The sequence below is a fragment of the Pseudomaricurvus albidus genome (genome assembly GCF_018863235.1).
Classification (GTDB): Bacteria; Pseudomonadota; Gammaproteobacteria; order Pseudomonadales; family Cellvibrionaceae; genus Pseudomaricurvus; species Pseudomaricurvus albidus.
The window spans coordinates 190,277-214,846 of sequence record NZ_JAHKRS010000006.1 but is presented as its reverse complement, the minus strand read 5'-3'; the positions used below and the strand labels follow the sequence as shown (position 1 = coordinate 214,846).

At 48.9% G+C, this 24,570-nt stretch carries 20 protein-coding genes and 2 tRNA genes; 6 read left to right on the top strand and 16 right to left on the bottom strand.

Annotated features, from left to right (window positions below):
- Positions 1 to 86 precede the first annotated feature (86 nt).
- The 3 genes from KOI40_RS11995 to KOI40_RS11985 all read left to right on the top strand — a co-directional run bounded on the left by KOI40_RS11995 (position 87) and on the right by KOI40_RS11985 (position 2,946).
- Complete coding sequence (locus tag KOI40_RS11995) at positions 87 to 1,688, top strand: isocitrate lyase (RefSeq protein ID WP_216097757.1); 1,602 nt, start codon at positions 87 to 89, stop codon at positions 1,686 to 1,688.
- 95 nt (positions 1,689 to 1,783) lie between these two features.
- Positions 1,784 to 2,347, top strand: a complete 564-nt coding sequence (locus KOI40_RS11990; RefSeq protein WP_216097756.1) for a hypothetical protein — start codon at positions 1,784 to 1,786, stop codon at positions 2,345 to 2,347.
- A 17-nt stretch (positions 2,348 to 2,364) separates the two neighbouring features.
- Positions 2,365 to 2,946, top strand: a complete 582-nt coding sequence (locus tag KOI40_RS11985) for a DUF488 domain-containing protein (protein ID WP_216097755.1) — start codon at positions 2,365 to 2,367, stop codon at positions 2,944 to 2,946.
- 25 nt (positions 2,947 to 2,971) lie between these two features.
- Here KOI40_RS11985 and KOI40_RS11980 read toward each other — a convergent pair whose 3' ends face one another.
- From KOI40_RS11980 to KOI40_RS11950, 7 genes are all read right to left on the bottom strand, one after another.
- The gene (locus KOI40_RS11980; protein ID WP_216097754.1) at positions 2,972 to 3,424 is read right to left on the bottom strand and encodes a hypothetical protein; all 453 of its coding nucleotides are present in this window, start codon (positions 3,422 to 3,424) and stop codon (positions 2,972 to 2,974) included.
- 57 nt (positions 3,425 to 3,481) lie between these two features.
- Positions 3,482 to 6,154: an aminopeptidase N gene (pepN, locus tag KOI40_RS11975; RefSeq protein WP_216097753.1), complete on the bottom strand. Its 2,673-nt coding sequence runs from the start codon at positions 6,152 to 6,154 to the stop codon at positions 3,482 to 3,484.
- A 59-nt stretch (positions 6,155 to 6,213) separates the two neighbouring features.
- Positions 6,214 to 7,059 carry a DUF2797 domain-containing protein gene (locus KOI40_RS11970; protein ID WP_216097752.1) on the bottom strand — a complete coding sequence of 282 codons (846 nt, stop codon included), beginning with the start codon at positions 7,057 to 7,059 and terminating at the stop codon, positions 6,214 to 6,216.
- A gap of 7 nt (positions 7,060 to 7,066) precedes the next feature.
- Positions 7,067 to 7,330 carry a YeaC family protein gene (locus KOI40_RS11965; RefSeq protein WP_216097751.1) on the bottom strand — a complete coding sequence of 88 codons (264 nt, stop codon included), beginning with the start codon at positions 7,328 to 7,330 and terminating at the stop codon, positions 7,067 to 7,069.
- A gap of 131 nt (positions 7,331 to 7,461) precedes the next feature.
- Positions 7,462 to 8,355, bottom strand: coding sequence for a rhomboid family intramembrane serine protease (locus KOI40_RS11960; protein WP_216097750.1), 894 nt, complete (start codon positions 8,353 to 8,355; stop codon positions 7,462 to 7,464).
- On the bottom strand, positions 8,352 to 9,359 hold the full coding sequence (locus KOI40_RS11955) for a metallophosphoesterase (RefSeq protein WP_216097749.1): 1,008 nt from the start codon (positions 9,357 to 9,359) through the stop codon (positions 8,352 to 8,354). Before KOI40_RS11955 ends, KOI40_RS11960 begins: the two co-directional genes overlap by 4 nt.
- A 21-nt stretch (positions 9,360 to 9,380) precedes the next feature.
- Entirely contained in the window at positions 9,381 to 10,262 is an 882-nt protein-coding gene (locus KOI40_RS11950; protein ID WP_216097748.1) for an NAD(+) kinase, read from the bottom strand.
- A 157-nt stretch (positions 10,263 to 10,419) separates the two neighbouring features.
- Here KOI40_RS11950 and KOI40_RS11945 point away from each other — a divergent pair, with 157 nt between their 5' ends.
- Entirely contained in the window at positions 10,420 to 11,448 is a 1,029-nt protein-coding gene (locus KOI40_RS11945) for a DUF1853 family protein (RefSeq protein WP_216097747.1), read from the top strand.
- Here the strand turns inward: KOI40_RS11945 and KOI40_RS11940 are convergent.
- From KOI40_RS11940 to KOI40_RS11920, 5 genes are all read right to left on the bottom strand, one after another.
- Positions 11,427 to 12,551, bottom strand: coding sequence for a cyclic nucleotide-binding domain-containing protein (locus KOI40_RS11940; protein ID WP_216097746.1), 1,125 nt, complete (start codon positions 12,549 to 12,551; stop codon positions 11,427 to 11,429). The two genes, KOI40_RS11945 and KOI40_RS11940, sit on opposite strands and share 22 nt — an antisense overlap.
- Positions 12,548 to 13,516, bottom strand: a complete 969-nt coding sequence (locus KOI40_RS11935) for a 1-aminocyclopropane-1-carboxylate deaminase/D-cysteine desulfhydrase (protein WP_216097745.1) — start codon at positions 13,514 to 13,516, stop codon at positions 12,548 to 12,550. The genes KOI40_RS11940 and KOI40_RS11935 overlap by 4 nt, the downstream gene beginning before the upstream one ends.
- A gap of 47 nt (positions 13,517 to 13,563) precedes the next feature.
- Positions 13,564 to 14,883, bottom strand: coding sequence for a hypothetical protein (locus KOI40_RS11930; protein WP_216097744.1), 1,320 nt, complete (start codon positions 14,881 to 14,883; stop codon positions 13,564 to 13,566).
- An 857-nt stretch (positions 14,884 to 15,740) separates the two neighbouring features.
- Positions 15,741 to 15,817: transfer RNA gene (locus KOI40_RS11925), tRNA-Asp, on the bottom strand.
- Between the two features lie 21 nt (positions 15,818 to 15,838).
- Positions 15,839 to 15,914 (bottom strand) — tRNA-Val (locus KOI40_RS11920).
- Between the two features lie 226 nt (positions 15,915 to 16,140).
- On the opposite strand from KOI40_RS11920, the gene KOI40_RS11915 reads away from it, so the two are divergent.
- On the top strand, positions 16,141 to 17,535 hold the full coding sequence (locus KOI40_RS11915; RefSeq protein ID WP_216097743.1) for a two-component system sensor histidine kinase NtrB: 1,395 nt from the start codon (positions 16,141 to 16,143) through the stop codon (positions 17,533 to 17,535).
- 18 nt (positions 17,536 to 17,553) lie between these two features.
- Here KOI40_RS11915 and KOI40_RS11910 read toward each other — a convergent pair whose 3' ends face one another.
- A complete protein-coding gene (locus KOI40_RS11910) occupies positions 17,554 to 19,956 on the bottom strand; it encodes a DUF6351 family protein (RefSeq protein ID WP_216097742.1) in 2,403 nt (800 codons plus the stop codon).
- A gap of 455 nt (positions 19,957 to 20,411) precedes the next feature.
- Here KOI40_RS11910 and trmA point away from each other — a divergent pair, with 455 nt between their 5' ends.
- Positions 20,412 to 21,509: a tRNA (uridine(54)-C5)-methyltransferase TrmA gene (trmA, locus tag KOI40_RS11905; RefSeq protein ID WP_216097741.1), complete on the top strand. Its 1,098-nt coding sequence runs from the start codon at positions 20,412 to 20,414 to the stop codon at positions 21,507 to 21,509.
- A 33-nt stretch (positions 21,510 to 21,542) separates the two neighbouring features.
- Here trmA and KOI40_RS11900 read toward each other — a convergent pair whose 3' ends face one another.
- Genes KOI40_RS11900 through KOI40_RS11890 form a run of 3 tightly spaced genes read right to left on the bottom strand, consistent with a single transcriptional unit; the run spans position 21,543 to position 24,528 of the window.
- A complete protein-coding gene (locus tag KOI40_RS11900; RefSeq protein WP_216097740.1) occupies positions 21,543 to 22,004 on the bottom strand; it encodes a DUF2489 domain-containing protein in 462 nt (153 codons plus the stop codon).
- Positions 22,005 to 22,064: 60 nt separating this feature from the next.
- The gene (locus KOI40_RS11895; protein ID WP_216097739.1) at positions 22,065 to 23,012 is read right to left on the bottom strand and encodes an AEC family transporter; all 948 of its coding nucleotides are present in this window, start codon (positions 23,010 to 23,012) and stop codon (positions 22,065 to 22,067) included.
- Positions 23,013 to 23,016: 4 nt separating this feature from the next.
- Complete coding sequence (locus KOI40_RS11890) at positions 23,017 to 24,528, bottom strand: DNA recombination protein RmuC (RefSeq protein WP_233710220.1); 1,512 nt, start codon at positions 24,526 to 24,528, stop codon at positions 23,017 to 23,019.
- Positions 24,529 to 24,570: the final 42 nt, after the last annotated feature.

Sequence of the window (24,570 nt, the reverse complement as noted above, 5' to 3'; positions counted from 1 at the left end):
ACTATAAATTAGTTAAATTCTGACAGACTCTCTACACTTTGTCAGGTAACAAATTCACCCACCGTTGTTAAAGTAAAGGATCGATCATGTCTACTTACACTCAGGACATCGAAGCCGTTGCAGGCCTGAAAGCCGAAGCTGGCAGCCCTTGGGACGCTATCAACCCAGAATACGCCGCTCGCATGCGTGCTCAGAACAAATTCAAAACTGGTCTGGACATTGCCAAATACACCGCGGGCATCATGCGTCGCGATATGGCTGAGTTCGACAAAGACAAAACCAAGTACACTCAATCTCTGGGTTGCTGGCACGGTTTTGTTGGTCAGCAAAAACTGATCTCCATCAAGAAGCATTTCGGTTCCACTGAGCGTAAGTACCTGTACCTGTCTGGCTGGATGGTTGCTGCTCTGCGTTCTGAGTTCGGTCCTCTGCCTGACCAGTCCATGCACGAAAAAACTGCTGTTGCCAGCCTGGTTGAAGAGCTGTACACCTTCCTGCGTCAAGCTGACGCTCGTGAGCTGGGTGGTCTGTTCCGTGAGCTGGACGCTGCTCGTGAAGCTGGCGATGCTGCTAAAGAAGCTGAAATCCAGTCTCAAATCGACAACCACGAAACTCACGTTGTGCCTATCATCGCTGACATCGACGCTGGTTTCGGTAACGCTGAAGCCACTTACCTGATGGCCAAGCAAATGATTGAAGCTGGTGCTTGTGCACTGCAAATTGAGAACCAGGTTGCTGACGAAAAGCAATGTGGTCACCAGGACGGTAAAGTTACTGTTCCTCACGCAGACTTCCACAACAAACTGCGCGCTCTGCGTTACGCTTTCCTGGAGCTGGGTGTTGATGACGGTATCATCGTTGCCCGTACTGACTCTGAAGGCGCTGGCCTGACTAAAGAAATCGCTGTTGTTAAAGAGCCAGGCGATCAGGGTGATGTATACAACTCTTACCTGGACTGCGAAGAAGTCTCTCCTGAAGACACCGCTGAAGGTGACGTACTGATCAGCCGTAATGGCAAACTGGTTCGTCCTAAGCGTCTGCCTTCTGGTCTGTACCAGTTCCGTCAGGGTACTGGCCACGAGCGTTGCGTATTCGACTGTATCGAAGCCATCAACGCCGGTGCTGACCTGCTGTGGATCGAAACTGCCGTTCCTACTGTTCACGAAATTAAAGGCATGATGGACGAAGTTCGTAAAGTTCACCCAGATGCTAAGCTGGTGTACAACAACTCTCCGTCTTTCAACTGGACCCTTAACTTCCGTCAGCAAGCCTATGACGCTTGGGTTGAAGCTGGTAAAGACGTTTCTGCTTACGATCGTGACCGTCTGATGTCTGCTGACTACGACGATTCCGAGCTGGCTGCAGAAGCTGACGCACGCGTTAAGACTTTCCAGGCGGATACTTCTCGTGAAGCGAACGTTTTCCACCACCTGATCACTCTGCCTACTTACCACACCACTGCTCTGTCTGTTGACAATCTGGCTAAAGAGTACTTCGGTGAAGCTGGTATGCTGGGTTACGTTGAAGGTGTTCAGCGTAAAGAAATCCGTCAAGGTATTGCGTGCGTTAAGCACCAAAACATGGCTGGTTCTGACATCGGTGATGACCACAAAGAGTACTACGCTGGTGAGCTTGCTCTGAAAGCTGGTGGTGCGAAAAACACTTCTAACCAGTTCAACAACATCTAATTGTTGCTGAAAGGTTAAAGTATGAAAAAGGCGGCTTCGGCCGCCTTTTTTGTTAGAATGTCACATATTTAGTCTTAATTTTGTCGAGGTTCGTTATGAGCACCACTCCATCTTACTTGCGGGATTCCAACCAGCTGTTGACATCTGACGGCTTTAAAACCGGCGATGTGTGGTATCACGGTACCTCATCGGCACTAATCCCCTCCATAAAAGAGCATGGTTTGATTCGCTCTGGTGACAAAGCCATGAATCAGGCAGCAAAGCAAACCATGGCTACGATTGGCAACAGCTATACAGAATCCATAGAGCCGATCTTTTTGACACAAAGCAAAGAACTGGCCTATTACTGGGCCGAGCAAACTGTCCGTAATCGCAGTGTGCGTATTGAGGGTGAAGAGTCTCCGGCCGTTGTTGAGGTCAAACTGCCAGAGGATTTGCAGGCTGGCGTAAAGCCCGATGTAGGAGCTGCAAGCTTGTTGATGATCAAGGATGGCGAAAAGTTTCTGGCGTTTGTTACTTCGCTCTACGAGGCAGCAAACCTGCCGGTACCGTCCATCGATCTGATGAAAGCTGACCGCCTCGATTACCTGAACAAGCTCGGCATGGCCTATTACAACCAGGATATCGACGCTCAGTATGTGAGTGAAATAACGTCCTGACGGCTTAAGCTCGTCCCATGCTCTATTCCATAGGTTATGCTACCAAGCCCATAGGCACTTTTTTGGAACAGCTGCAGCGTTACAACATTACCGCTGTGGCCGATGTGCGTTCTGTTCCTTTCAGTAAAGTCTTCTACGATTATCATCAGGGAGCCATTGAAGGCCATTTAAAGCGTGCCGGCATTGATTATGTGTATCTGGGCGAAGAGTTGGGCCCCCGCTCGAAAGACGACAGCCATTATGATGAATGTCGACAGGTACAGTTTGACCGCTTGATGTGTGCCCCTCTCTTTCAGCAAGGGATTGATCGCTTAAAAAACGGCCTGGCGAAAGGTTACAACATCGGTTTGATGTGTGCTGAAAAAGACCCAGCCACCTGTCATCGAAGCTTGTTGATTGGCTATGCCCTCAAGCATCAACTGAATATGGAGTTGCAGCACATTACTCATGACGGCGAACTGGAAAGCCAGCAGGCTCTGGAAGAGCGCCTGCCTGAACTTCACAGTGTGGAAGAGGATTTATTTCTTTCCCGTGATGAAAAAATGCAGCAAGCTTACCAGCTGCAATTAAGAAAAACCTCGTACCGTCGCCCCGAATAACGTCGGTGTCTCCCAAGACGAATGATTACAGCTGCTTTTCCAGTTGCGGTAATTGTGCATAGAAAACATCCAAAACGCGCTCAATCAACGATTGTATTTCGCTTAGAGGCGGTAATCTGTGCGCTGCTCCCTGAGCCATTAACGGTGACCTGAAACCACCGTCTTTCCCAGCGTAATACTGAGAATTTTCCAGCGTTGTGGTGGAATGGGATAAGACGTTGTCGCGTTGTTCGAGCAGGTATCGATGCAGCAAATGATCTTCTTCAGAAGCCAGAGGCAGTCCTAAAGAGTGCCGTTTCTGCTGTACGCCAGAATCCTTGAAGGGTTTGGCATACTCGATCAGTGCCATATTGATCGCCGCGGTCGCCAGAGACGGTGGCAGAGGCTGGCTTTCCAGATCCGACAGGATCGCCCATGCACGATTCAGGCTCGCCAGGCATTCCTGGAAATGAGTGTATAGCTCTTCTTCACGGGACATGGTTTATTCCACTACTATTTGACTACAGGCTGCTGACTTTGAGAGTCAGCAGCGAAATCAGTCTTTCAGGCTTTTTGACACAACCTCATAGACGTCTTTCGACAGTTCTGGCTCGGACATGATGCGCTCAAGAGCTGCACGCATAAGAGCCTGTCGACCACTGTCGTATTTGCGCCACTTGGTCAGCGGTGTCAGCAGTCTTGAGGCAATCTGAGGGTTGAGTTTATTCAACGTCAGAATCTGATCTGCGAGAAACTCGTACCCCGCCCCATCTTCTCGATGGAAATTAACGGGGTTACCGCCACAAAACGCACCAATAACAGCCCGTATCTTGTTGGGGTTTTTGATGTCAAAAGCTTCGTGCTGCATGAGCTGCTGAACGCGCTCAAGGCCACCGACTCTAGAGACTTGCGCCTGGGCCGTGAGCCACTGGTTAACCACCAGGGCTTCATCGGACCAGCGTAGATAAAAGTCCTGCAGAACCTGATCGCGAAGGGATTCCCCAGCATGCTCGCTGTTAATTATAGCGGACAATGCGGCGAGCTCGTCGGTCATGTTGGTGGCTGCATCCAGCTGAGCCTGAGCAAGGTGCAGACTTTCGTCGGTTTCTGTGACAATCAGGTAACTCAATACGGTATTTTTCAGGCTGCGTTTGGCCATGGCAGTGGCAGACGCTGAAAACGGTTCTGGATTACTGTTTGCTCGATAGACTGACTCCAGCTCTTCACTCAGCGATTCTGCCAGAGCCTTGCGAACGTATTGACGTGCAAAGTGAATGGCTTCTACATCAATCTCGGTAGCGATTTCACTCAGGTAGGCCTCGGTAGGCAGCTGAAGCATCAGAGCAACCATGGCTTTATCCAGCGATTGGTCAATTAAGATGGCTCGGCAAGTTTCAATAAAAGCATGGTCTATGTCGTATTTCTGATCGCCACGATAAGCATTCATCACATCTTCAATCACGGCTACGGCCAGTTTCTGACAGGCATCCCAGCGGCTGAAACCGTCACTGTCACGACTCATGATGGCTGTAAGTTGCTCACGGCTGTAGTTGTAATTGAGTTTTACTGGTGCTGAGAAGTCACGCAACAATACCGGAGTGGGTTTTTCGTTCAGGCCTTCAAACACAAAGGTTTGTTCAAAGTCTGTCAGTTCCAGTACCAGATTGGTATTGTCTTCTGTATCAGCATCAATCGGTTGCCCCTGAAGCTTCAAGGGCAAATTACCCGCATCTCCAAGAAGACCCATGGCGACAGGTATATGGAACGGCTGCTTTTCTTCCTGCTTTGCTTCGGGCGTGGTTGGGCAAGACTGAGTCAGGGTTAAAGAGTAGGTTCCACTCTCTTCATCATAGGCATCTGTGGCGTTGATACGTGGAGTACCCGCCTGGCTGTACCAGCGAGTAAACTGGGTCAAATCACGTCCGGAGGCATCTTCCATGGCTTTAACGAAGTTTTCGATGGTTGCGGCTTCTCCATCGTGGCGACTGAAATAGAGGTCACTGCCTTTACGGAAGTTCTCTGCGCCCAGCAGCGTGTGGATCATACGCACAACTTCACAGCCCTTCTCATAGACAGTAAGGGTGTAAAAGTTCGAGATTTCGATAAACGATGGTGGACGTACCGGATGAGCCATAGGACCACCGTCCTCTGCGAACTGCAAGGTTCTCAGCAGGCTGACATCCTCTACTCGCTTCACAGTGCGTGAGTTCATGTCGGCAGAGAACTCTGAATCACGGAATACCGTGAAGCCTTCTTTCAGACTCAGTTGAAACCAATCGCGACAGGTAACACGGTTGCCTGACCAGTTGTGGAAATACTCGTGCGCTACAACGCCTTCAACTCTCTGGAATCCTGCATCGGTCGTGGTTTCGGGTTTGGCCAGGACGCAGGAAGTATTGAAAATGTTCAGGCCCTTGTTTTCCATGGCCCCCATATTAAAATCATCCACCGCTACGATCATGAATATGTCGAGATCGTATTCCAGTCCGTACACCTCTTCGTCCCAGCGCATGGCCTTTTTCAGCGACAGCATGGCGTGGTCACATTTATCGAGATCCTTGGTTTCAACAAAAATGCGCAAGGTAATATTGCGACCGCTTTTTGTGGTGAAGGTGTCTTCGATAAAATCCAGTGTTCCGCCAACGAGGGCAAATAAATACGCTGGTTTTTTAAACGGGTCGTGCCAGGTGGCAAAGTGTTGACCATTTTCTCTTTTGCCGGAATCAATCAGGTTGCCATTGGACAACAACACCGGAAACTCAGACTCACTGGCTTCAATGGTCGTGGTAAATTCACTCATGACATCCGGGCGATCCAGATAATAAGTAATCTTGCGGAAGCCTTCTGCTTCACACTGGGTGCAGTACATGGTGCGCGACTTGTACAAACCTTCGAGACTGGTATTCCCCTCCGGGTTGATTTTGACCTCAGCTTCAAAGACGAACTCGTTAGGCACGGTATTGATTGTCAGAGTTTCTGGGCCGATTTCATATTCAGAAGGCTGAAGCGTTTTACCGTCAATGTGGAGGGAGATTAATTCCAGATCCTGGCCGTGAAGTGTCAGCGGAAGTGACGGAGTATGAGCTTCGGGGTTTCTACGAATTTTCAGGCGAGATTTGACCACAGTTGCACTGGGATCAAGATTAAAGTGCAGTTCCGTGGTTTCTATCAAAAAATCAGGCTTACGGTAATCTTTTAAATAAATGCTTTTAGGCTGTGCGTCTTTCATGAACTTCTCTACCTTCTGTTCGCGAGTCTCGTCAGAGGTGCCAGTGTAATTGTTAAGTATCAGACCTCGGTCTGAGCGTAAAATTCGATATGGTATGCGCCAAATTTACGAATATTGATGACGCCAGAGTCCAGAATCAGGTATTGCCCCTTGATGCCTTTAAGCACACCTTCGACTGTGGGTGTTTTATCCAGATTGTGAGTTGTCACTTTGACCGGATATTCATCAACTGGATAATCAAATTCATAGACATCCCCATCGTCAATTGCCTGAATGGCAGACAGCCCAAAGCGTTTCTGCAGAGCAACAATATCATTCCAGGCGTTGTCCAGAATCTCGTCACGAAGGCTTTCCAGATCCAGGTATTCCACTTCCCCTTTCAGCATTTTGCGCCAATTGGTTTTGTCAGCCACTTGCTGTCTGAGAATATCTTCGACAAAGCCCGATTGCTGTCGGGTGGCTACGCGAAAAATGGGCAATGCCTGAATTGCGCCCTGATCCATCCAGCGTGTAGGCACTTGGGACAACCGTGTAATGCCGACCTTGATACCTGATGAGTTCGCCAGATAGACGATATGGTCGGTCATGCAGAATTCTTCACCCCACTCCGGTTGACGGCAGGTGCCAGCGTCATAATGGCACTTTTCAGGGCTCATAATACAGCTGTCACACTGGGCCAGCGCCCTGAAACAAGGATAGCAGTATCCCTGATTAAAACTCTTGTTGGTTTTGCGTCCGCAGTGGTGACAATGGATGTCACCGCCGTACACCAGCTTGATTGACTTTCCTATTAAAGGCATCAAATCAATGTGAGTGTCGCTTAACGGCAAGCTGTAGTTTACCGGCTGGGCATGATCGGTTTTCATTTTGGCAAGATGGCCGCTACCCAATAGTTCAAAGCTCATAGGGTCATTACTGCCATTTCAACGGTTTATCTTCAGGCTCGGCAACTTCGCCATCGCCGCCACAATGGCTGTGTGGCTTGGGAGGCACATATCCGGTTCGCTCTTCAGCGGGTACATGCTTTAACTCATAGGCAATGACGGCCTGCATGCAACTTTCTTTTTGTTCCTGAGTGAGTTTTCGTCCGTCAGCCCACTTGCCCAGCTCAATGGCGCGTTTGAGGTTTTCATAAACCTCGGGGGTCATGGCGTTCAGAATGTCGTCAATGTTCATAGCAGTTGATCTCATGATTGTAAGCATTGTCGCTTGTAAACGGTCTTATAAAGTGAGTGGTTATGAGGCATGGATAACCGGGATTAAAACCAAAAAATATGGGCAAATACCCGACTCAAAACCCTGGACAGCTACTTTCGCATTGCAACGATAACTGCAATCAGCATGCCCGATATTAATCCACCCACATGTGCAGCGTTGGCTATGCTGCCATCCATGAAAAAGTCCACCGCACCTGTCATACCCAATACGACCCACACCAGCATAAAGCCCACAATACCAGGCTGAAGAGTGAATACAGGATGCGGTTTGAAACGGTTGTAGATCCAGAGAAAACCCATCAAACCATAGAGGACCCCGGAAAGCCCGCCAAACAGTGAGGGCCCTCCCCACAGGTACTGAGTCAGATTACTGGCGATGCCGATAAGCAAAATCAATGCGGTCAGAGCAAAGCTGCCTAGCCCGATTTCTATACGGCGTCCAAACTCCCATATCCACATGGCATTAAACAGGATATGAAATAAGCCAAAGTGAAGAAATATCGGGGTAATCAAACGCCAATATTGTCCAGCTTCGAGCCCTGCGCCCACAGAGGCTAGCCCGAGATACTCTCCCATGACACGGACAGGCTGGAAGGTTAGCCAGCTAACCCAGTCCAGTTGTTGATCGTAGTGAACCAACAGCGCTCCAAGAACCCCCAATAACAAGGTCAGCAGTGTAACCGGGTAGCGCCCCAGAGCCCCATGGAAGTCAACCAGTTTGCGGGTTAAAAACTGTTCACCATCCTGGAGGCTGGCAGTATTCCTGTGGGAAGACTCCGCCATGGATGGAGGTGAAATGCTGTCCAGTCCGTTCTGACGTATAAATTCCCTGAGCTGTTCGGCCTGCTGCTGATCATCTAGCCACAGGCACTGGCCTTTGGGCTCTTCCGTCACCCGATAGAGAATGCCTTTTTGTTGCAACTGGGTTAATAGGGGGCTCAAATCCAGCGATAGCGCAAACAAGTCGACCTTGTACCAATTCATTGTGTGTCACCTTTTTGGTCACGATCGACATAGACCCATTTGAAGTGCTCTTCCTTAAGATCGCTCTCCCCCTCAAATCGATAGGCTGTTAAACGACCAAAACCAACAGCACTGTAATCCAGACAGGCAACATTTGGCTGTAAAGGTTTCGGACGTCCCTTTAACCAATAGTGACCGAAAAAGACGGGTACAGCATGGGTATCGTATTGCAGCAAGCTTTGTTTGTGTTTGGTCTGGATTGGATGTTCAGCCAGGTCATACGGCAGCGGGTCTGGTTGAAACACGATGTCTCCATAGGTTTTGGGGCTTTCTTCCCAGAATTTGGTGCGGAAAAAACGTCGGATAAACCCGTCTTTGCTTTCAAGTTGAATACCGTCGGGCAGTGGCATGCTGGTACCGCGGGTCAAGCGATCGACCGTGCGGCTTTCAAGAGAACCTTTCTCTCGGGAGGCCTCAATAAATTCAGGAGTAATCCCGTCCGTAGGGTAATGAGCCTTGTATTCATTGATCAAGTCTTCATCCCAACAGGCATGCACAACCCGGAAGTTTGGGGTCTCAATAAACAGGGGTAGCCTTGAAAACCACTGGATGAATTGTTGCCACTGCTCGGGATAATCACGGAACTGTTCCAGGGTTTCCTTCATCAGCTTTTTCAAACGCTGGGGGATAGTCTCCGATTCCTCATCCATCAGGTAATCCAGCGTTTCCTGCTTAAAGCGGATGGCGTTATATTCGTGGTTCCCCAGCACCACCATGGCGCTTCCGGCCTGATGCATATCGTGGACAAGCTGAAGCGTTTCCCGAATATGAGGGCCGCGGTCAATTAAATCGCCAACAAACACCGCTGTGCGCTCGGGGTGCTGATAAACGCCATCCACAAGTTCGTAGCCCAAACGCTGCAACAGTTTGAGCAGTGGTTTGTAGCAACCGTGAACATCACCAATGATGTCGACTCTAACGGGATCTGGAGATTCAGAGCTGTAATTCGCCGGGGACTTCGTCATGACCTTGTTTGATGCTCCGCGTCAATTACCCAGATGACTACCCCACCCCAGCTTGGTGCGGCAGGTCTCATAAAAGTTATGGTTTAGCGGGTGTATCAAATGCAGCTTGTGGGGCTTTTTGTGGATGTGAATCTCATCGCCGGGATTTGTCACAACATGATTCTGACCGTCACAGGTAACGTGCGGATAGGCAGAATTTTCCTCACCGATAATGATCTTAATTTCGCTGTTGCCATCCACCACAATCGGTCGACTGCTCAGTGTATGGGGATTCATAGGCACAATCACAATAGCATCCAGCTTGGGATGCATAATCGGGCCCCCGCCACTCAGGGCGTATGCGGTTGAACCGGTAGGTGTCGAAATGATCAGTCCATCGGATCTCTGACTGTAAACGAACTGCCCGTCAATGTAGAGTTCAAATTCAATCATACGGATCAGACGGCCGGGATGAATAACCACGTCGTTGAGCGCGTCTCCGCCACCTATGAGTGCCCCTTTACGTATGACAGACGCATCCAGCAGAAAGCGGGTTTCCATCATATACTTGCCGTCCAGCACATCCGCCACACGGACCTCGATATCGTCCGGGGTAATGTCGGTCAGGAACCCCAGACGTCCTCGGTTAACACCCAGCAGAGGTACCTTGTATTTGGACAGTGAGCGTGCAGCACCTAAGAGGCTGCCATCGCCGCCAACAACAATAACCAGGTCACAGGTTTTACCCAGAGTTTCGTTATCCGAGATCTCCAGCTGGTGCCCGGGTAATGCAGTAGCGGTGTCTTCTTCAAGTACAATGTCCAGTCCGCGGGATTGCAAATAGCGTATAAGCCGCTTGAGGGTACTCAAAGCATTTTCACTGCCGGGGCGACCGACCAGACCAATTCGATTAAATTCCGACATATTCGGGCTCTGTAGCGGGAAAGTTAGCTATTATAGCGGTTTAAGCCATTGTCGTCAGGGATACCCGAGGTGTTAATCCGGTGCAGTCTAGTCGAATACACAGTGAAATAAGCGATTGTTCAAAAAACTCTCAAACTGACCTCCACAGGCCTGATTTATGAGTCGTGAGACAACCGCAGAACCCTGGTCCGAGCTCAGACACCCCCTGGTCAGAAATCTGGCCTGGTGTATTTTCAGTCCTTCACTGGCCCAAACGCCTCAAAATCTGCTCGGTTCGGATCAGGACGCGTCTGCTTTTCGTATGTGCCAACCGTCGTTTACAGAGGAGGACAGGCAATTTCTCGGTCTTCTGGATCAATCGCCCGCTCCGCTAGAGAAATGGATAAGCAGTAACCACACCACTCGCCTTGGGTTTCAGTTCGAATATTATTGGCAGTTTTGGTGGCGGTATCGACAGCCGGGATATGAACACCGCTTTAATGTTCAGCTGACTCAAGGAGGCAAAACATTGGGTGAGCTGGATGCATTAAGCTGGAACCCGGAGACTCGTGAGCTCATTCACAGCGAAATGGCAGTGAAGTTCTATTTGGGAATTGAAAGCAAGCTGCTCCCGGCTCACAAACGCTCGCAGGAGAGTTTTAGCTGGGTTGGGCCCAATATTATTGATCGATTTGATCTGAAATGGGATCAGTTGAGTCATCGCCAATTGCAGCACTTGCAAAGCAGCGAGATTAATATTGATGACATTGTGCCAGTACACTGGGAGTGCTCGCAGTTGCACACGCAGCTCATCATGAGAGGCAGATTATTTTACCCCTTTGATGGAGGTCTTGAGGGGAGCCAACTACCCTACATTAACCCCCACCATCATCGTGGTACCTGGATGAGGCAGAGTCAATTTTTTGAGCATATTAAGGGCAATTGTGCAGATTCCGATCACGCCCGAAGACGCTGGATGGCGCTGCAGAGAAGCCAGTGGTTTGCCCCGTTATCTATTGACCCTCGGGTTGTTGATGTTGCGGGCAATGCCTCCGTCAATAAAGAGGAGGTAATCGGGACGTTAAGCAATCACTTTGAGTCATACCGCCAGCCGGTTCAAGTAGCGGCGCTATTTCTGACAAATGGACTGTGGCAGGAGACCGAGAGGATATTTATCGTACCTGATCAGTGGCCAACAACCACCTGACCATCTTTCAAAATAAAGTCTTCTGTGCTCCAGCAGGCTTCAAGCTCTGCTTGTGGCAATTGGTCCAGCCCCTCCTGCAGCGCTTGTGCAGAATAGCCTAACTCTTTTAGAAACTGACAAGCCACTTTTGCACGGGTCCCGGTGTTACAGCAAGTGATGTAGGATTGCGCCGGGTCGAGAATTCGACTCTTCAAATGCATCAAATGCAGTGGCAGGTTAACAGCACTGGCAAAGTGTCCCAGGTTGTATTCGACCTCGGTTCGCACGTCCAGCATGATGGGGTTTGAAGTATCCTTTTCGATGCTATCGAACTCAATTCTGTTGATGACAGGCTCTTTCAGAAGTGACAGAAACTCCTGCTTGTCAAGGACCAAGAGTACCCCGGCGGTTTTCATGACAACGTTCGCATTGCGAACAGTTTCCTGAATCAGGGCATCCTCCCCAAAACAACGCCCTTCCGAAATGTTTGCAACGTGATTGGGTGCCGGGTCGTGGTCTGTATTTCGTGTGACCTCTGCCACCCCCTCTTTAATAAAGTAACAGCTGTCACCCAGCTCACCCTGACGAATAATGATTTCACCTGGATCCACCATTCGCGTCTGGAGATGCTTCAGAATATGACCGACATTTGTCGGGGGAACCTTAAGAAACAGGTTTGAACGCAGGACCGTATCCAGCCAAACGGCGTCTTCATCAAGTTCTCTGCGAGCAGCCAGATCCACCAGCAGATACTCAGCTGCCTGACTCCAGGCCAGCAGCTGGTCTTGCCGCTCACGGTTGACTTTCAGCAGTGTTGCATCAGTAGCAGCTGTTGCCCGACATGATCGAGGCTGCCGTGGACTAATGGCTGTGAATGTGCTCCGGGCCTTGATGGTTTGACGTATACCCTGAGGATCTTCCAGAAGAACTTCACCGCTAAGCAAATAGTAGTCAACACGGTCAAACTGTCCGAAATCAAAAAGCAGATCGCCTTCAAAAGCATAGATAATTTCGCAATGGTTGAGTAGATCCTCGCGGTGAGCAGGCATCAGGCTCTGTAACGGCACTAGTGTATTGAACAATTCGCCATTGAGTGGATGAGGGTCAGATAAAAAGTGAGTCATGCCTGTATATCCATGTCGGTCAGTTCCCTGTATCCACGCCGTCCCTGAAGCCCCCCGGTGTGAATGACGACCAGTTCATGTCCTGGAGCCCAGTATCCTGCTTTAGCGAGATGATTTGCACTAAACAGCAGCTTGGCAGTGTATATCGGATCGAGCAAAATCCCTGTTTCTGCTTCGAATTCGCCCATAAATTCAAAGAGTTTCGGCGTGGTTTTGGCAAAACCGCCGAAATGCAATTCATCAATAATATCCCATGTGGCGCAATAATCACTACTGAAAATGCTGTTTTCGATGCCGGACTTATAGCTCTCAAGCTGATTTCCCAACTTGAGAGCGGAAAACCCCAATAGATTCTCGCCCTCTTCTGAGTGCGACAAAAGTCCCGCCAGGGTGGTTCCGGTTCCACAGGGGACGCAAACCGTTGAGTTCGAAAGATCCAATTCCTCGCGAATGGCTTGCATAATGGCCCCGCAGCCTACGGTGCCGGCCAGGGTGCCGCCGCCCTCAGGAATGATCAGGCTATCGGGATGCTGCTCCTGCAGGACTGCGATACTGGATTCCTTTTGAAATTCTCGATAATCCTTGCGACTTAAAAACTCAAGCTCCATCCCCTGTGAAAGACAGTCCTGAAGTGTTGGAGATAGCTGGTCTGGCTCGTGCCCTCTAATCAAACCACGGGTTTTCATGCCTGCCGCCTGCCCCAGGTAAGCCAGAGCATGGAGGTGATTTGAATAATACCCGCCGAAACTGATCAGCCGGGTGGCTCCTGTTTCACGCGCCTTTTGGAGGTGGCCATACAATTTATAAAGCTTATTGCCTGACAAGCGGTGATCAAGGCAATCCTCTCTTTTGACCCTCAGAGTAATGCCCAACCTGTTTAGAGGGGGGTAACTCACAAGCTGGGCTGGGTTTTTTCGTGCCCAGACAATCGGACTTTCAGAGCAAAGCTGTTTTAGGCTGATCACGAGTTAAAAACCTATAGTTACTGATCCTGTCAGCCTTACATTTGAGGTCAAATTGAAGCAGCCTGATCAGACTGCGAACGTGTGACATTATGCTCCGAACAACGATCGCTATCACCTGGAAAAAACTCTCCTGGGCGCTCAACCCTGTCAATGGGGCGCCGACAAGCTGTACCGTCCGTATTTTTATGGATGCACCGAGGATTATGGTAATGATCACGCCACAACCTGAAGGCAGCCTCATCGACTTTACAGCGTTGCGCCGTATAGGCATCTGCATCCGCCATAAACCGGGCAATATCGCCTATTGGGAGTGTCATGTGACCCGCCCCCGGCTGGAAAGTCACAAAACTGATGCCGGATTTGTGGAGCTGCTCTAAAAGACTGTCGCCACTGCTACTGAGGAGCTCTTCTTTTTCTTTTTGCAGTCTTTCGATTTCGTCCTCAAGCCCCGCAATTCGAGTATCGCGGTACATAACCTCAATGTCGCGCATCTGAAGTTGTTCGGTCAAAGATTCTGTCGCTTCACGTAATTCAGCCTGTTTTTCATCCTCGATACGGCTTCGCATGGTCTCAAGTGACGCATCATCAAGACTTTTCAGTGAACTGAGCTTGTGTTCAAAATAATCCCGGAGGCCACTAATCTTCTGAGCCTGCCCTTCTGTCAGAGCTTCAAGCTCGCGGCAGCGCTCCTGGGATTCAGCCAGAGAGTCGCTAAGTGTCGCAATCTGCTGGAGTTGTTGCTGATTTTTGGCCGTCCATTCGCTTTCAAGCTGTTCGAGAGCCTGTCGATGCTGTTCTTGCAAGGTGGCAACCCGAAGACGCTGCTCCTTGATAGCTTGCGCCATTCGTTTCCTGAGCAGCTCTTTATCAGCCGCACTGGCCTCTACATCCGATGTCGCATCTGTATCTGACTCGGGTTCTGGAGTGCTGAGATTTAAACGGAGACGATTGCGCTTGAGCGCTTTTTTTATGAGACCGAAGTGGTTGCACTCCGGAGTCATTTGCGGATCCCATAGCTGTTCTTGATGCCAGGCAATTGAGCACTGACTCCGGCAGGCCAAACGAATCGGACCGGCGCCCATATCAGGACCTTTAAGAGCGGTATCGGCCAGTTGTTCCAGAGGAACCCCCCAGCGCTTGTCCGGGTACCCCTGGTCATCGAAATCAATTTTGAAAAATACAGCTGCTCCAGCGTGATAGCCGCTGGCAATACGAAGGTAGACTGCCGCGACTGTCTCCCCGGCCTGCTCCGGGAGGGGTATGAATCCATCCAGAACCGCCTCGAATTCCGAGTACAATAGCTCTCTGACAAGTAACTTGCCGGAAAAAAACAAAACCGCTTCAGCTTCAGTGGTTGGGTAACTCATGTGATCAAACAGCTCATGATGTTGGGGCTCTTCCAGAATTCGTTGTTAATCTTCTTCTGCGCAAGTTTACAGCAAAGTCTCAATTCGGGCGTGGAAAAGGGTATCCCGGGATCTGAAAGCTTGAGGAAAGCTCCCTGAGGTCCTCAGCTTTTTAACCCCCTGTAATACACATTAGACTGCCTTAAAGCTGTATGGCGCATTTTTCTATGGTTAATTATCGAACTTGCCATCGACGGGATCTGTGATGGCGTCATCAAAAGAAAGAATCAGGTGGCAACCACTCCGAGCCATATCACAGAGATTAGGCATAACAGATCAAATACTGAGTGAATTCCGGGCGGTGATGGCGAATTAAGACGGGAAAGGAATATGTAATTTCATATAAAAAAAGGCTTGGGGAGCCCAAGCCTTTTAAACGTCGCTGTAATCTTCTGTCCAATCGTCATCTTCGAATTCTTCGAAGGCATCGTCGAGAAGCTCTTCCAGATAATCTTGCATAGCGTGACCTCCTTGCTATTCATCTTTGGTAGCTTGTGAGACACCTGTTTTGTCCATTCTATCCATAGGAGTGTCAGGATAACTCTCAAGCGAGATCAGCTGGTTATTTAAATAAAATGAGTTTCGGAAGGGTTGCGTTAGAGCTCATCCAAGTATCGATCGAGATCTATATAACAAAACACCTTCAAATCCAGCCTTAAACTAAAGATAGCCAAGACTTGTGACATTTCTATGAATCAATTAGATGAATCGGTTATAAGAAAATAGCTGGAAATGCAGTGGTGCAATTCAGATTAGGAATAAATAATGGAAGTGATGTCTAGCAGAAGATGCTGAAGGAGGTCTTGATTTAGGGTTATTGGCGGACCGGACGGGACTCGAACCCGCGACCTCCGGCGTGACAGGCCGGCATTCTAACCAACTGAACTACCGGTCCGCTGTATAACCATTTCTTGCTTGGTGGGTGGTGAGGGGATCGAACCCCCGACCCTCGCCTTGTAAGGGCGATGCTCTCCCAGCTGAGCTAACCACCCCCGTTCTGCAAGAGAGGCGCATTCTACCTAAACCATTCGGAGTGTCAAACCTTTTTGACAAAAACTCTAATATCCTGCTAACTTGCTGATTTTATGAACAAATTGCGAATACAATTACAGATTGGGAGCGTCCTGAAATTTTAACTTCAGCCGCCAGCAATAAAACGCTAACGATGTACGCTTGCCCTTTATCTTCCAGGCGCGAAATGACAAGGATTGACCCCCGATGAATGGCGGAGATTTTGAAACTCACACCCTCCTCTGGGTCATTGTTGTCCTGCAAACCATCATCATAATTGGTGTTCAGCTCAGCCGCACCCGGTACAAACGGACAAAAGAAGATCTTAAACAGGCCCAAAAAGATCTGGAACAGCGGGTCATTGAGCGCACCAACAAGTTACGCAATATCAATAATCAGCTGTACGATGAAATTGCCAAGCATGAAATCACCGAGGAACTGCTTAGGGAAACACAGGATTATCTGAACAGCATCATTAATTCCATGCCATCTGTGTTGATTGGTATCACCCGACAGGGGGTGATTACCCACTGGAACACAGCAGCGGCCAGAGCTACGGATATCGATGCCAAAGAAGCCTTGGGGCAGCACCTGACAGAAGTTTACCCGGATCTTCCTGTAACCACGGAAATGATCCACGAGACCATTGATAAAGGGATTCCACAAATTAATGAGAACATTCAGCACGGTAGTGGAAACCATGCCCAGCACAGCGACCTGACCATCTACCCTCTTCTGTCTTCAGAGATCTCCGGGGCTGTTATTCGTCTGGATGACGTAACCATGCGTGTTCGTATCGAAACCATGATGATCCAGAACGAGAAGATGCTATCACTGGGTGAGTTGGCCGCAGGTATGGCTCATGAAATCAATAACCCACTGAGCGCAATCCTTCATGGCATACAAAACATCTACCGACGCACGTCCCCAGACCTGGAGCAAAATCACAGGATTGCCGATGACATAGGGATCAAAGTTGAACAGGTACACGCCTATTTGAAAGCCCGGGACATCTTCAAATTCCTCGATGCCATTCGGGAAGCGGGAGACCGCTCCGCACGCATCGTGACCAATATGCTTGAGTTTTCACGAAGCAACAACCGCGATCATCAATTGGTTAACCTCCCGGAGCTGCTGGAACACAGCCTTGAGCTGGCGAAGAACTCGTTTGAATTACAAACGCCTGAAGGCTCAGAGCAGCTGGAAGTGATCAAAGAGTTTGATCTGGACATTCCTCGGGTGCGCTGCTCACCCACCGAAATGCAACAGGTTATCCTGAACCTGTTGCGCAACGCCTGCCAGGCATTTAATGACGAAGAATACGGACCGCCGCTCTACCCGAGAATCACCTTGCGACTTCGCTCAGGAGCTGGAAATGTCAGCATTGAAGTCGAAGACAATGGTCCGGGCATGAGTGAGGCCGTAAGTCGCCATATCTTTGAACCGTTTTTCACTACCAAGGATGTTGGCAAGGGTACAGGGCTTGGCCTGTCAGTGACCTATTTCATCGTCACAGAACACCATGATGGCACCATTGAAGTGGAATCCGAGCCCGGCAAAGGAACCAACTTCATCATCACCCTTCCTGTAGTTGAAGGGTGATGACTGAGGAACGCTACTCTATCGGGTAGTAGTCCCACCCTCCAACTTGGACAATGTGATCTCAGAGGGTTCGGTATTGGAGGGTTTTTCGGTATCCCCTGTTGATGGCTGCTTATCCATCTCGGCAATTTTGTTCGCCGGTGTTTTTTCTTCGGGTTCAGGGGTAGAAGCCAGCATAGGTTTGTTCGTTAAATTCTCCGGATATCCCAACCCCGGCTGAGTAAAATCGCAAACTCCGTCAGGAAAAATATGCTCCAGAGTTTCCTGGTAAGGAGTCATGTCCACCCTGCCGTATACACCGCTTGCAATAGCGTGCGATACAGATTGCGTCTGGCACTTAAAGATATCGCCTGATATGGGAGCTCCGGCGATTTCACGGGAAGTCATGTATGAAGGAAACACCTGCATGCAAGCACCTACTGGCTTTTGATTCCAGGCGCCATCCCAAACGCTGGTGCCCTGAGCGATGGTTCCTCCCTCTTTGTTGAAGCAAGCGTCCTCTGCGAAGTATGGGCGGTTTTCTACCACGCTGCGATTTGGATTCATTTTGATATTGAGAAGCCAGTCATCCATCACCTCAAAGGCATGCACAACGGGGTTATAAGCCGGATCACTGATCCAGATAATCTGATTGTCAGCATTACCCTGATTTTTCAGCATTCGTGATCGTGTCATAAATGATGCGGAAGAATGGTGCATATCCAGCTGTGGATCCAGATAGTGTCTGACATCCAAAATTGGGATCCCAAGCCTGCCCAAAAAGACATGTCCAGAACGGAAGATACCTTCAATAGCTTCAACTGAGGCTGAAGTACGCCTGGCTGGCTGCTCCGGCCCTGACGGCAAACGCTGATTTTGATGGCTCCATATTGACAGCTCAATGGGGAGAATATCCCCCTGGAGGAACCAAAACTGTTCCTGCTCCATTTCTTCCGGCGACTTCCACCCACCCACACTGGCATTAATTTTAAGAAACTCTTCTGCAGTAATGGACTGATCAATAAGCGCTTTAAGTCCGTACTGAACACCGACATTATCCCAGGTACTCTGTGCGTATCCTTTTTCGTCACGGCCGTAGAATTGATAGAGATCCTCCCAGTGCGTCCAGCGAATTTGTTGTTGAATATGAGGGCTAAAGTTCTTGGCAAAATGAACAAAGTTGGGATTATTGACCAATGGAGTGAGCCCCCGCCATGACGCGACGCACTCACTACTGCCTCTCAGACGTTGAGCAACACCCTGAAGATTACCCTTGAGAACACTGGCGGCGGATGACATGGCCTGAAAGTAATTGATGTTTGATTGAGTCGAGCTGAGTCCCTCAACGGAAACCCGCTCTCCCCAGTCTTCCCACCGGGGGTTTTGGTTATCCTGAACGTCAAAGAAATACTCAAGCGGTTCACAATCCATAACGTAGGTAGTTTGAGAGACCATATCCGGGTAAGAATAAAGAGGGATAATGCCGTCCAGTAAACCTGGGTGATTTTGGGCTAGCAGGTATTGCTGTATGGCTCCTCCGGAACCTCCAATACCTACTGTATACAAGGGCTCACCGTAGAGTGATATAAATTGTTTTTTAACCCGAACGGCAACATCCTCCGCAACCCACATATTGTAATGGTTGCTTGTCTGGTTGGCGGATGAATAGACAACAGCATAGCCTTCGCCAAGCTGATTCTTGCGACGCTTAAGAATGTCATTGGGCTTAATGTTTCCTTGGCGCTTGCCAATGCCAACGCCTCCACGAAACTGATAGATTAACTTTCGATTCCAAAGGTTACCCAGTGGTCGATCCAGGGTTTCCCCCTCTCCTTTAAGGGCGGCAATAGCATAGAAGTAACGATTGATCGTTCCGGTTTCCAGCCGGACAATGAAATCTCTCGGCGCACCGCTGACGTTGATAATCGCAACATCTTGATCTGAAGTTTTTTCATCCAGCGGATAAAACTTGCCATCATTGGCATCGAGAAAGTAGTAGCGTGCGGCAGTTCGATGTAAACAGTCCTGGCTGTAGCCAACAACCTCATCCGTTGGTTCTCCTTCTTCATCCACCGAAAAGACAGGAACACCAATACCTTCGAAATTATCAGCCATGGGCTGTTCATCCGTTACCGTATTTCGACCACACCAGAAGGGATAAGTATTTCGACCGGAAAACAAGGGCTCAACAGGGCCTACGTCACCCACTTTTATGGGGAACGGATAGGTGTCGTGGGGTCTTGGTGTAACGCTGGGATGGGGCCCCTGGTATGCCGGATAGGCTTCGTAGTTTCCCTCTCCCGGAGGCAAATACTGAACCACAGCCTTGGGCGGTTCATGCAGTGAAGGCAGCACTATCATGTAGTAATAAGCTGAAACTCCAATCACGCCCAGCAATAGCAACCCTATTACGCCAAAAGTCCACTTTAGCAAACGCAACATAGCTCCCGCCTCAGTATTTATTTTTAAAGGCAACACGATCTACAAAGAAACTAAACAGCCAGTTTCAACGCATCCGAATAACCTATCTATTTTGGAAGCCAGCTGTTTTTAATAAAAGTATAGAAGCTCAAGAATCACGACATTGAAAAAATCAACCGGTTGGCGAGCAGCTCGATTGAGCCGAGCCATGGGGAATCGAATGAATTCAAACTAAAGGCCTTGTTAATTCTGAATTGCAGCCGTATATCGCATCTTTTTGATATAGCCAGCGGCCACAAAACTTCGATCTTTCAATTCAAAATGATCTTAGAGGAAGCTGCGTTGCGAATTGTATCTGCAGGTTTGAAATGGCCTGTCAGGCATTTATTACCAGCCAGAGAAAGGCCTGAGACCTCTCGTATCAGTGGCGCTAAGCCAGTATAATGCGCCCTCCTTGCCCTTCCTCAGATAGAATCATGGCCATCAACAGCGTATACCCCGAACAATATCAAGCACAGCTGGCAGACAAGGTTCAGCGAATCAATGACCAGTTTTCCAGATTCTCCCCACCTGAACTTGAGGTGTTTGAATCACCGGTCAGTCATTTCCGGATGCGTGCCGAATTTAAAATATGGCACGATCACGGACGTGCCGATTACGCCATGTTTCAACCTGGAGAGTACAAGAAGCCATTTATTATTAATGAGTTTCCGGTGGGGAGTCTGCTGATCAATCGCCTTATGCCTTTGCTGCTGGATGCCATTAACGCGGATGAATTGCTGTCTAAACGCTTGTTTCAGGTCGAGTTTCTGACGACATTGAGCGAGCAGGCAGTGATTACCCTGATCTATCACCGCCCGCTCAATGAGGATTGGGTTGCAAAAGCCAAAGTATTGGCTGAAGAACTGGGGGTACATATTATCGGCCGCAGCCGTAAACAAAAGACCGTGATCGGACAGGATTATGTTATAGAAACCCTTGAGGTTGACGGCGCCCGCTATCAGTACCAGCAGGTGGAGACGGGGTTCACCCAGCCAAATGCCAGGGTGTGCGAAAGCATGCTTGGATGGGCTGTTCGGGGTGCAGCCCCCTTATCGGGTGATCTGCTGGAGCTTTATTGCGGCAATGGGAACTTCACTATTCCTCTCTCCAGAGCCTTCGACAAAGTCCTGGCCACTGAGATTTCCAAAACATCCGTGAATTCTGCTCAATTCAATCTGGAAGCTAATGGCATCGACAATGTCGCCATTGCGCGCATGTCCAGTGAGGAGTTCTCACAGGCGATGGATAAGCAGCGCGAGTTCAGGCGTTTAAAGGATATTGAGTTAGACAGCTACGACTTCTCAACCGTGTTTGTAGATCCACCAAGAGCAGGACTCGATGAGCACACCACCACCATCGTGAAAGGCTTTGATAACATCATGTATGTGTCCTGCAACCCGGATACTTTGGCCCGCGATCTGGAGTCGATCACCGAGACGCATACCATAGAGAAGTTTGCCCTTTTCGATCAATTTCCCTACACACATCATGTGGAATGCGGAGTACTGCTCAGCCGGAAAACGTCAACCTAACCCAAACTACAGTACAGGCTAACCTCAGGCTTATCAAAACCGCTGCCCCAGTATTCTCTGGGCAGCGTCAATAACAAACTCACGGTGGTCACTCTCTAATTTAGTACGTTGACTATCAAACTCGAGCTTTTTCTTGGTCGGCAATGACTTCCAGCTTTCCAAAATGGGTATGTGATCAGTGGCAGCTGCCAGATGATAGAACGCCGCATAGGACTCTTGAATCTCAGTATCAACTGCTAAACCATCCAGTAACACCTTGATTCGGATCGCTCCCTCAGTCAATGTGAGTTGGTCATCAATAATGCCCTGCGCAATAATTTGAATGCTACGGTTAATTCGTTCCCGCTGCTCTTCACCCTGCTTTTTCAGTTCCTCTGATTTCTTCTTCTGTTCCTGTCTGAGCTGTCTGACCTGGTAGACGTAGTAAGCAGCGACAACTGCCAGGACAAGAATGATGGCAACGGCCACTATGGATAAAATTGTCAATGTTGACATAAAGTGCAGTGCTCCAGATTAAGCCTGTGAATGTTTGGTTCGAGGGAGTATTTGAAACAGCTACATTAGCTGCCAAAAGGTCAGTAAAAATACACCCAGACTGATACTCAATAGTGATCCAATGGTGGTAAATACCACGATATTCGCCGCGAGTGTTGCATTGCCGCGATAGGCTTTAGCCATCACAAAGCTGGCGGCAGCGGTTGGACTCGACATCAGCAGAAACACCATACCCAGATTTTGCCCATGTTGATCCATCAATATCAAAGGCAAGATCGCAACCACGGGCATCAAGACCAGCTTTAAGAACGCGGTTTTCAACAAAGGCTGAACATTATCCTTGACGCTTCGATAACTGAGGGTTCCACCAATGCAAATTAAAGCGATGGGCAATGTGTATTTTACAAACAAATCACTGACGCCAAGTACCCGTGAGTCGATAGAAAAATCCATCAAGGCAAGCGGCAAGGCTGCTAATATGGCAAGAATCAGCGGGTTTTTTAACAGGCTTTTCAGCAGTAGCGCAGGACTTAAGCGTCCTTCATTCAAGCCATCTACAAAGATATAAACACTGATGATGTTATAGGCAATTGTGATCATTGCCATCAATAGCGAGACCTGAGCCAGAATACCGTCACCATAAGCGTTGATGCACAGCAGAATACCTATAATGCCGAGATTGCCACGCAGCGCGCCCTGCTGCATAACGGTTGCATCTTCTTGCGGCAGCGAATCCCTTTTAGCCCATAATCGAGAAACGGTGAGGATAAACAGTGTTGCTATCAAGCAGATACCAAAAAGTAGAGGCTCAACTGCATCAGCGATTGGCTGCCTGACGGTACTGGTAAACATCAGCAGCGGCAGACTGACATAGAACACGAATGTAGAGCCCCGATGGATCCATTTCTCAGACAATAAGCCGAGCCCTTTTAGCGCTGCACCTAACACCAACCACAAAAAGATCGGTGCTGTCACCGAAACAGTAAAGCGCAATACCTCTAAAAACATGGATTTATTCGCCGTCTAAACTATCAGAGACAAGACTGGCAGTATCCACTGAGTCATCTTGATCAGCTTTATCGAGTGCTAACTGCTTTTTGGTTTTCGCTCCAAGCAACCTAAGGCTCTCAACCCGTCTTATCAAATTACCACGACCGGTGGCCAAACGTTTATGGGTCAATGCATAGGCCTGACTTGCTTTATCGATCTGCTTACCGACATCTTCCAGTGCGTCTATCAGCAAGGCAAATTGATCGTACAATCCACCAGCCTGACGAGCGATTTCTTCAGCATTTTGGTTTTGCTTTTCATAACGCCAAATATTTTCAACGGTGCGTAAACTGGCCAGCAAGGTGGTCGGACTGACCAGAATAATGTGTTTGGCATAGGCTTCCTGGAATAAACTTTGATCAGCCTGCAGGGCAGACATGAACGCTGCTTCGACTGGAATGAACAGGAAGACAAAGTCCAGACTGCGTATTCCCTCGAGCTTCTCGTAGGACTTTCCGCTCAATTGCTGGACATGGGTTCTGACAGAAGCCAGATGCTGTTTTAACGCTTGCTGACGGCTGGCATCATCAGTTGCTGATGTGTACTGCTCATAATGTAGAAGAGATACCTTGGAGTCGATAATTATATCTTTACCCTCCGGAAGACGAACAATCACATCCGGATTACGCCGTTTACCGTCTTCGTCCTTCAGGGCAACCTGAACATCATATTCGCGACCACGCTGCAGACCTGAGTCCTCAAGTAGTCGCTCCAGAATAACCTCACCCCAATTACCCTGGGTTTTATTATCGCCTTTCAATGCATTGGTCAGATTGATGGCATCCTCACCAATCTGACGAGTCTGTTTTTGTAACTCAGCAATTTGACCAACCAATTTGCTACGTTCTGAATTTTCTTTGTCGTAGGCATCCTCAACCTTTTTACGAAAGGCCTCAATCTGCTCCTTGAGTGGATTCACACTGGCCGAAAGTGTTTGCTGGCTTTGCTCAGTAAAACGCTGTTGTTTATCGTCAAAAATTTTGTTGGCGAGCAAACTAAACTCGCTGTTCAGCTGTTCTCTGGCTTCTTTAAGTAAGGTCAGCTTCTCTTCCAGATTGGTTTTGTCAGCCTGACTTTTGGCTTGCAGACTCTGGTGCTCAGCATGCAGACGGCGTAACTCACTTTCTTTAGCCTCCATGGCAGCCTTCAACGCCTCGAGGTCACTCGCTTTATTATTCAAAACTGCTAACTGAGCATCTTTTTCTGAGAGGCTTGCTTGGTATTGTTGAAGCTGGCTCTGTAATGAGGTTATTTCTTCACGACCTCTCTGCTCACTGCTTATCGTCTGATCAAGGCGCTGATGGCATAAGGTGAGATCCGTGGAAAATTGATGCAGCTGCTCCTGCAACTCCCGCTCTTTGCGAGAAAACATCTGGCTTTGTCGCTTTAACACGATGCCCGCTAACACTGCCATAGCCAGTGCAGTGATCAAAACCCACTGGATATCAGCTAATGTTAAATTATCGAATGTCATGCATAAATCCGTTGTAATGTCAGTGAAGGCTGATTTTGAGCC

Bases quoted from the DNA above. Each gene is read 5' to 3' on its own strand.
- KOI40_RS11965 (WP_216097751.1), bottom strand. From the start codon at position 7,330: ATGAACATTGACGACATTCTGAACGCCATGACCCCCGAGGTTTATGAA.
- KOI40_RS11970 (WP_216097752.1), bottom strand. From the start codon at position 7,059: ATGAGCTTTGAACTATTGGGTAGCGGCCATCTTGCCAAAATGAAAACC.
- KOI40_RS11990 (WP_216097756.1), top strand. From the start codon at position 1,784: ATGAGCACCACTCCATCTTACTTGCGGGATTCCAACCAGCTGTTGACA.
- KOI40_RS11995 (WP_216097757.1), top strand. From the start codon at position 87: ATGTCTACTTACACTCAGGACATCGAAGCCGTTGCAGGCCTGAAAGCC.
- KOI40_RS11910 (WP_216097742.1), bottom strand. From the start codon at position 19,956: ATGTTGCGTTTGCTAAAGTGGACTTTTGGCGTAATAGGGTTGCTATTG.
- KOI40_RS11915 (WP_216097743.1), top strand. From the start codon at position 16,141: ATGAATGGCGGAGATTTTGAAACTCACACCCTCCTCTGGGTCATTGTT.
- trmA (WP_216097741.1), top strand. From the start codon at position 20,412: ATGGCCATCAACAGCGTATACCCCGAACAATATCAAGCACAGCTGGCA.
- KOI40_RS11940 (WP_216097746.1), bottom strand. From the start codon at position 12,551: ATGACTCACTTTTTATCTGACCCTCATCCACTCAATGGCGAATTGTTC.
- KOI40_RS11950 (WP_216097748.1), bottom strand. From the start codon at position 10,262: ATGTCGGAATTTAATCGAATTGGTCTGGTCGGTCGCCCCGGCAGTGAA.
- KOI40_RS11985 (WP_216097755.1), top strand. From the start codon at position 2,365: ATGCTCTATTCCATAGGTTATGCTACCAAGCCCATAGGCACTTTTTTG.
- KOI40_RS11960 (WP_216097750.1), bottom strand. From the start codon at position 8,355: ATGAATTGGTACAAGGTCGACTTGTTTGCGCTATCGCTGGATTTGAGC.
- KOI40_RS11895 (WP_216097739.1), bottom strand. From the start codon at position 23,012: ATGTTTTTAGAGGTATTGCGCTTTACTGTTTCGGTGACAGCACCGATC.
- pepN (WP_216097753.1), bottom strand. From the start codon at position 6,154: ATGAAAGACGCACAGCCTAAAAGCATTTATTTAAAAGATTACCGTAAG.
- KOI40_RS11890 (WP_233710220.1), bottom strand. From the start codon at position 24,528: ATGACATTCGATAATTTAACATTAGCTGATATCCAGTGGGTTTTGATC.
- KOI40_RS11930 (WP_216097744.1), bottom strand. From the start codon at position 14,883: ATGAGTTACCCAACCACTGAAGCTGAAGCGGTTTTGTTTTTTTCCGGC.
- KOI40_RS11945 (WP_216097747.1), top strand. From the start codon at position 10,420: ATGAGTCGTGAGACAACCGCAGAACCCTGGTCCGAGCTCAGACACCCC.
- KOI40_RS11980 (WP_216097754.1), bottom strand. From the start codon at position 3,424: ATGTCCCGTGAAGAAGAGCTATACACTCATTTCCAGGAATGCCTGGCG.
- KOI40_RS11900 (WP_216097740.1), bottom strand. From the start codon at position 22,004: ATGTCAACATTGACAATTTTATCCATAGTGGCCGTTGCCATCATTCTT.
- KOI40_RS11955 (WP_216097749.1), bottom strand. From the start codon at position 9,359: ATGACGAAGTCCCCGGCGAATTACAGCTCTGAATCTCCAGATCCCGTT.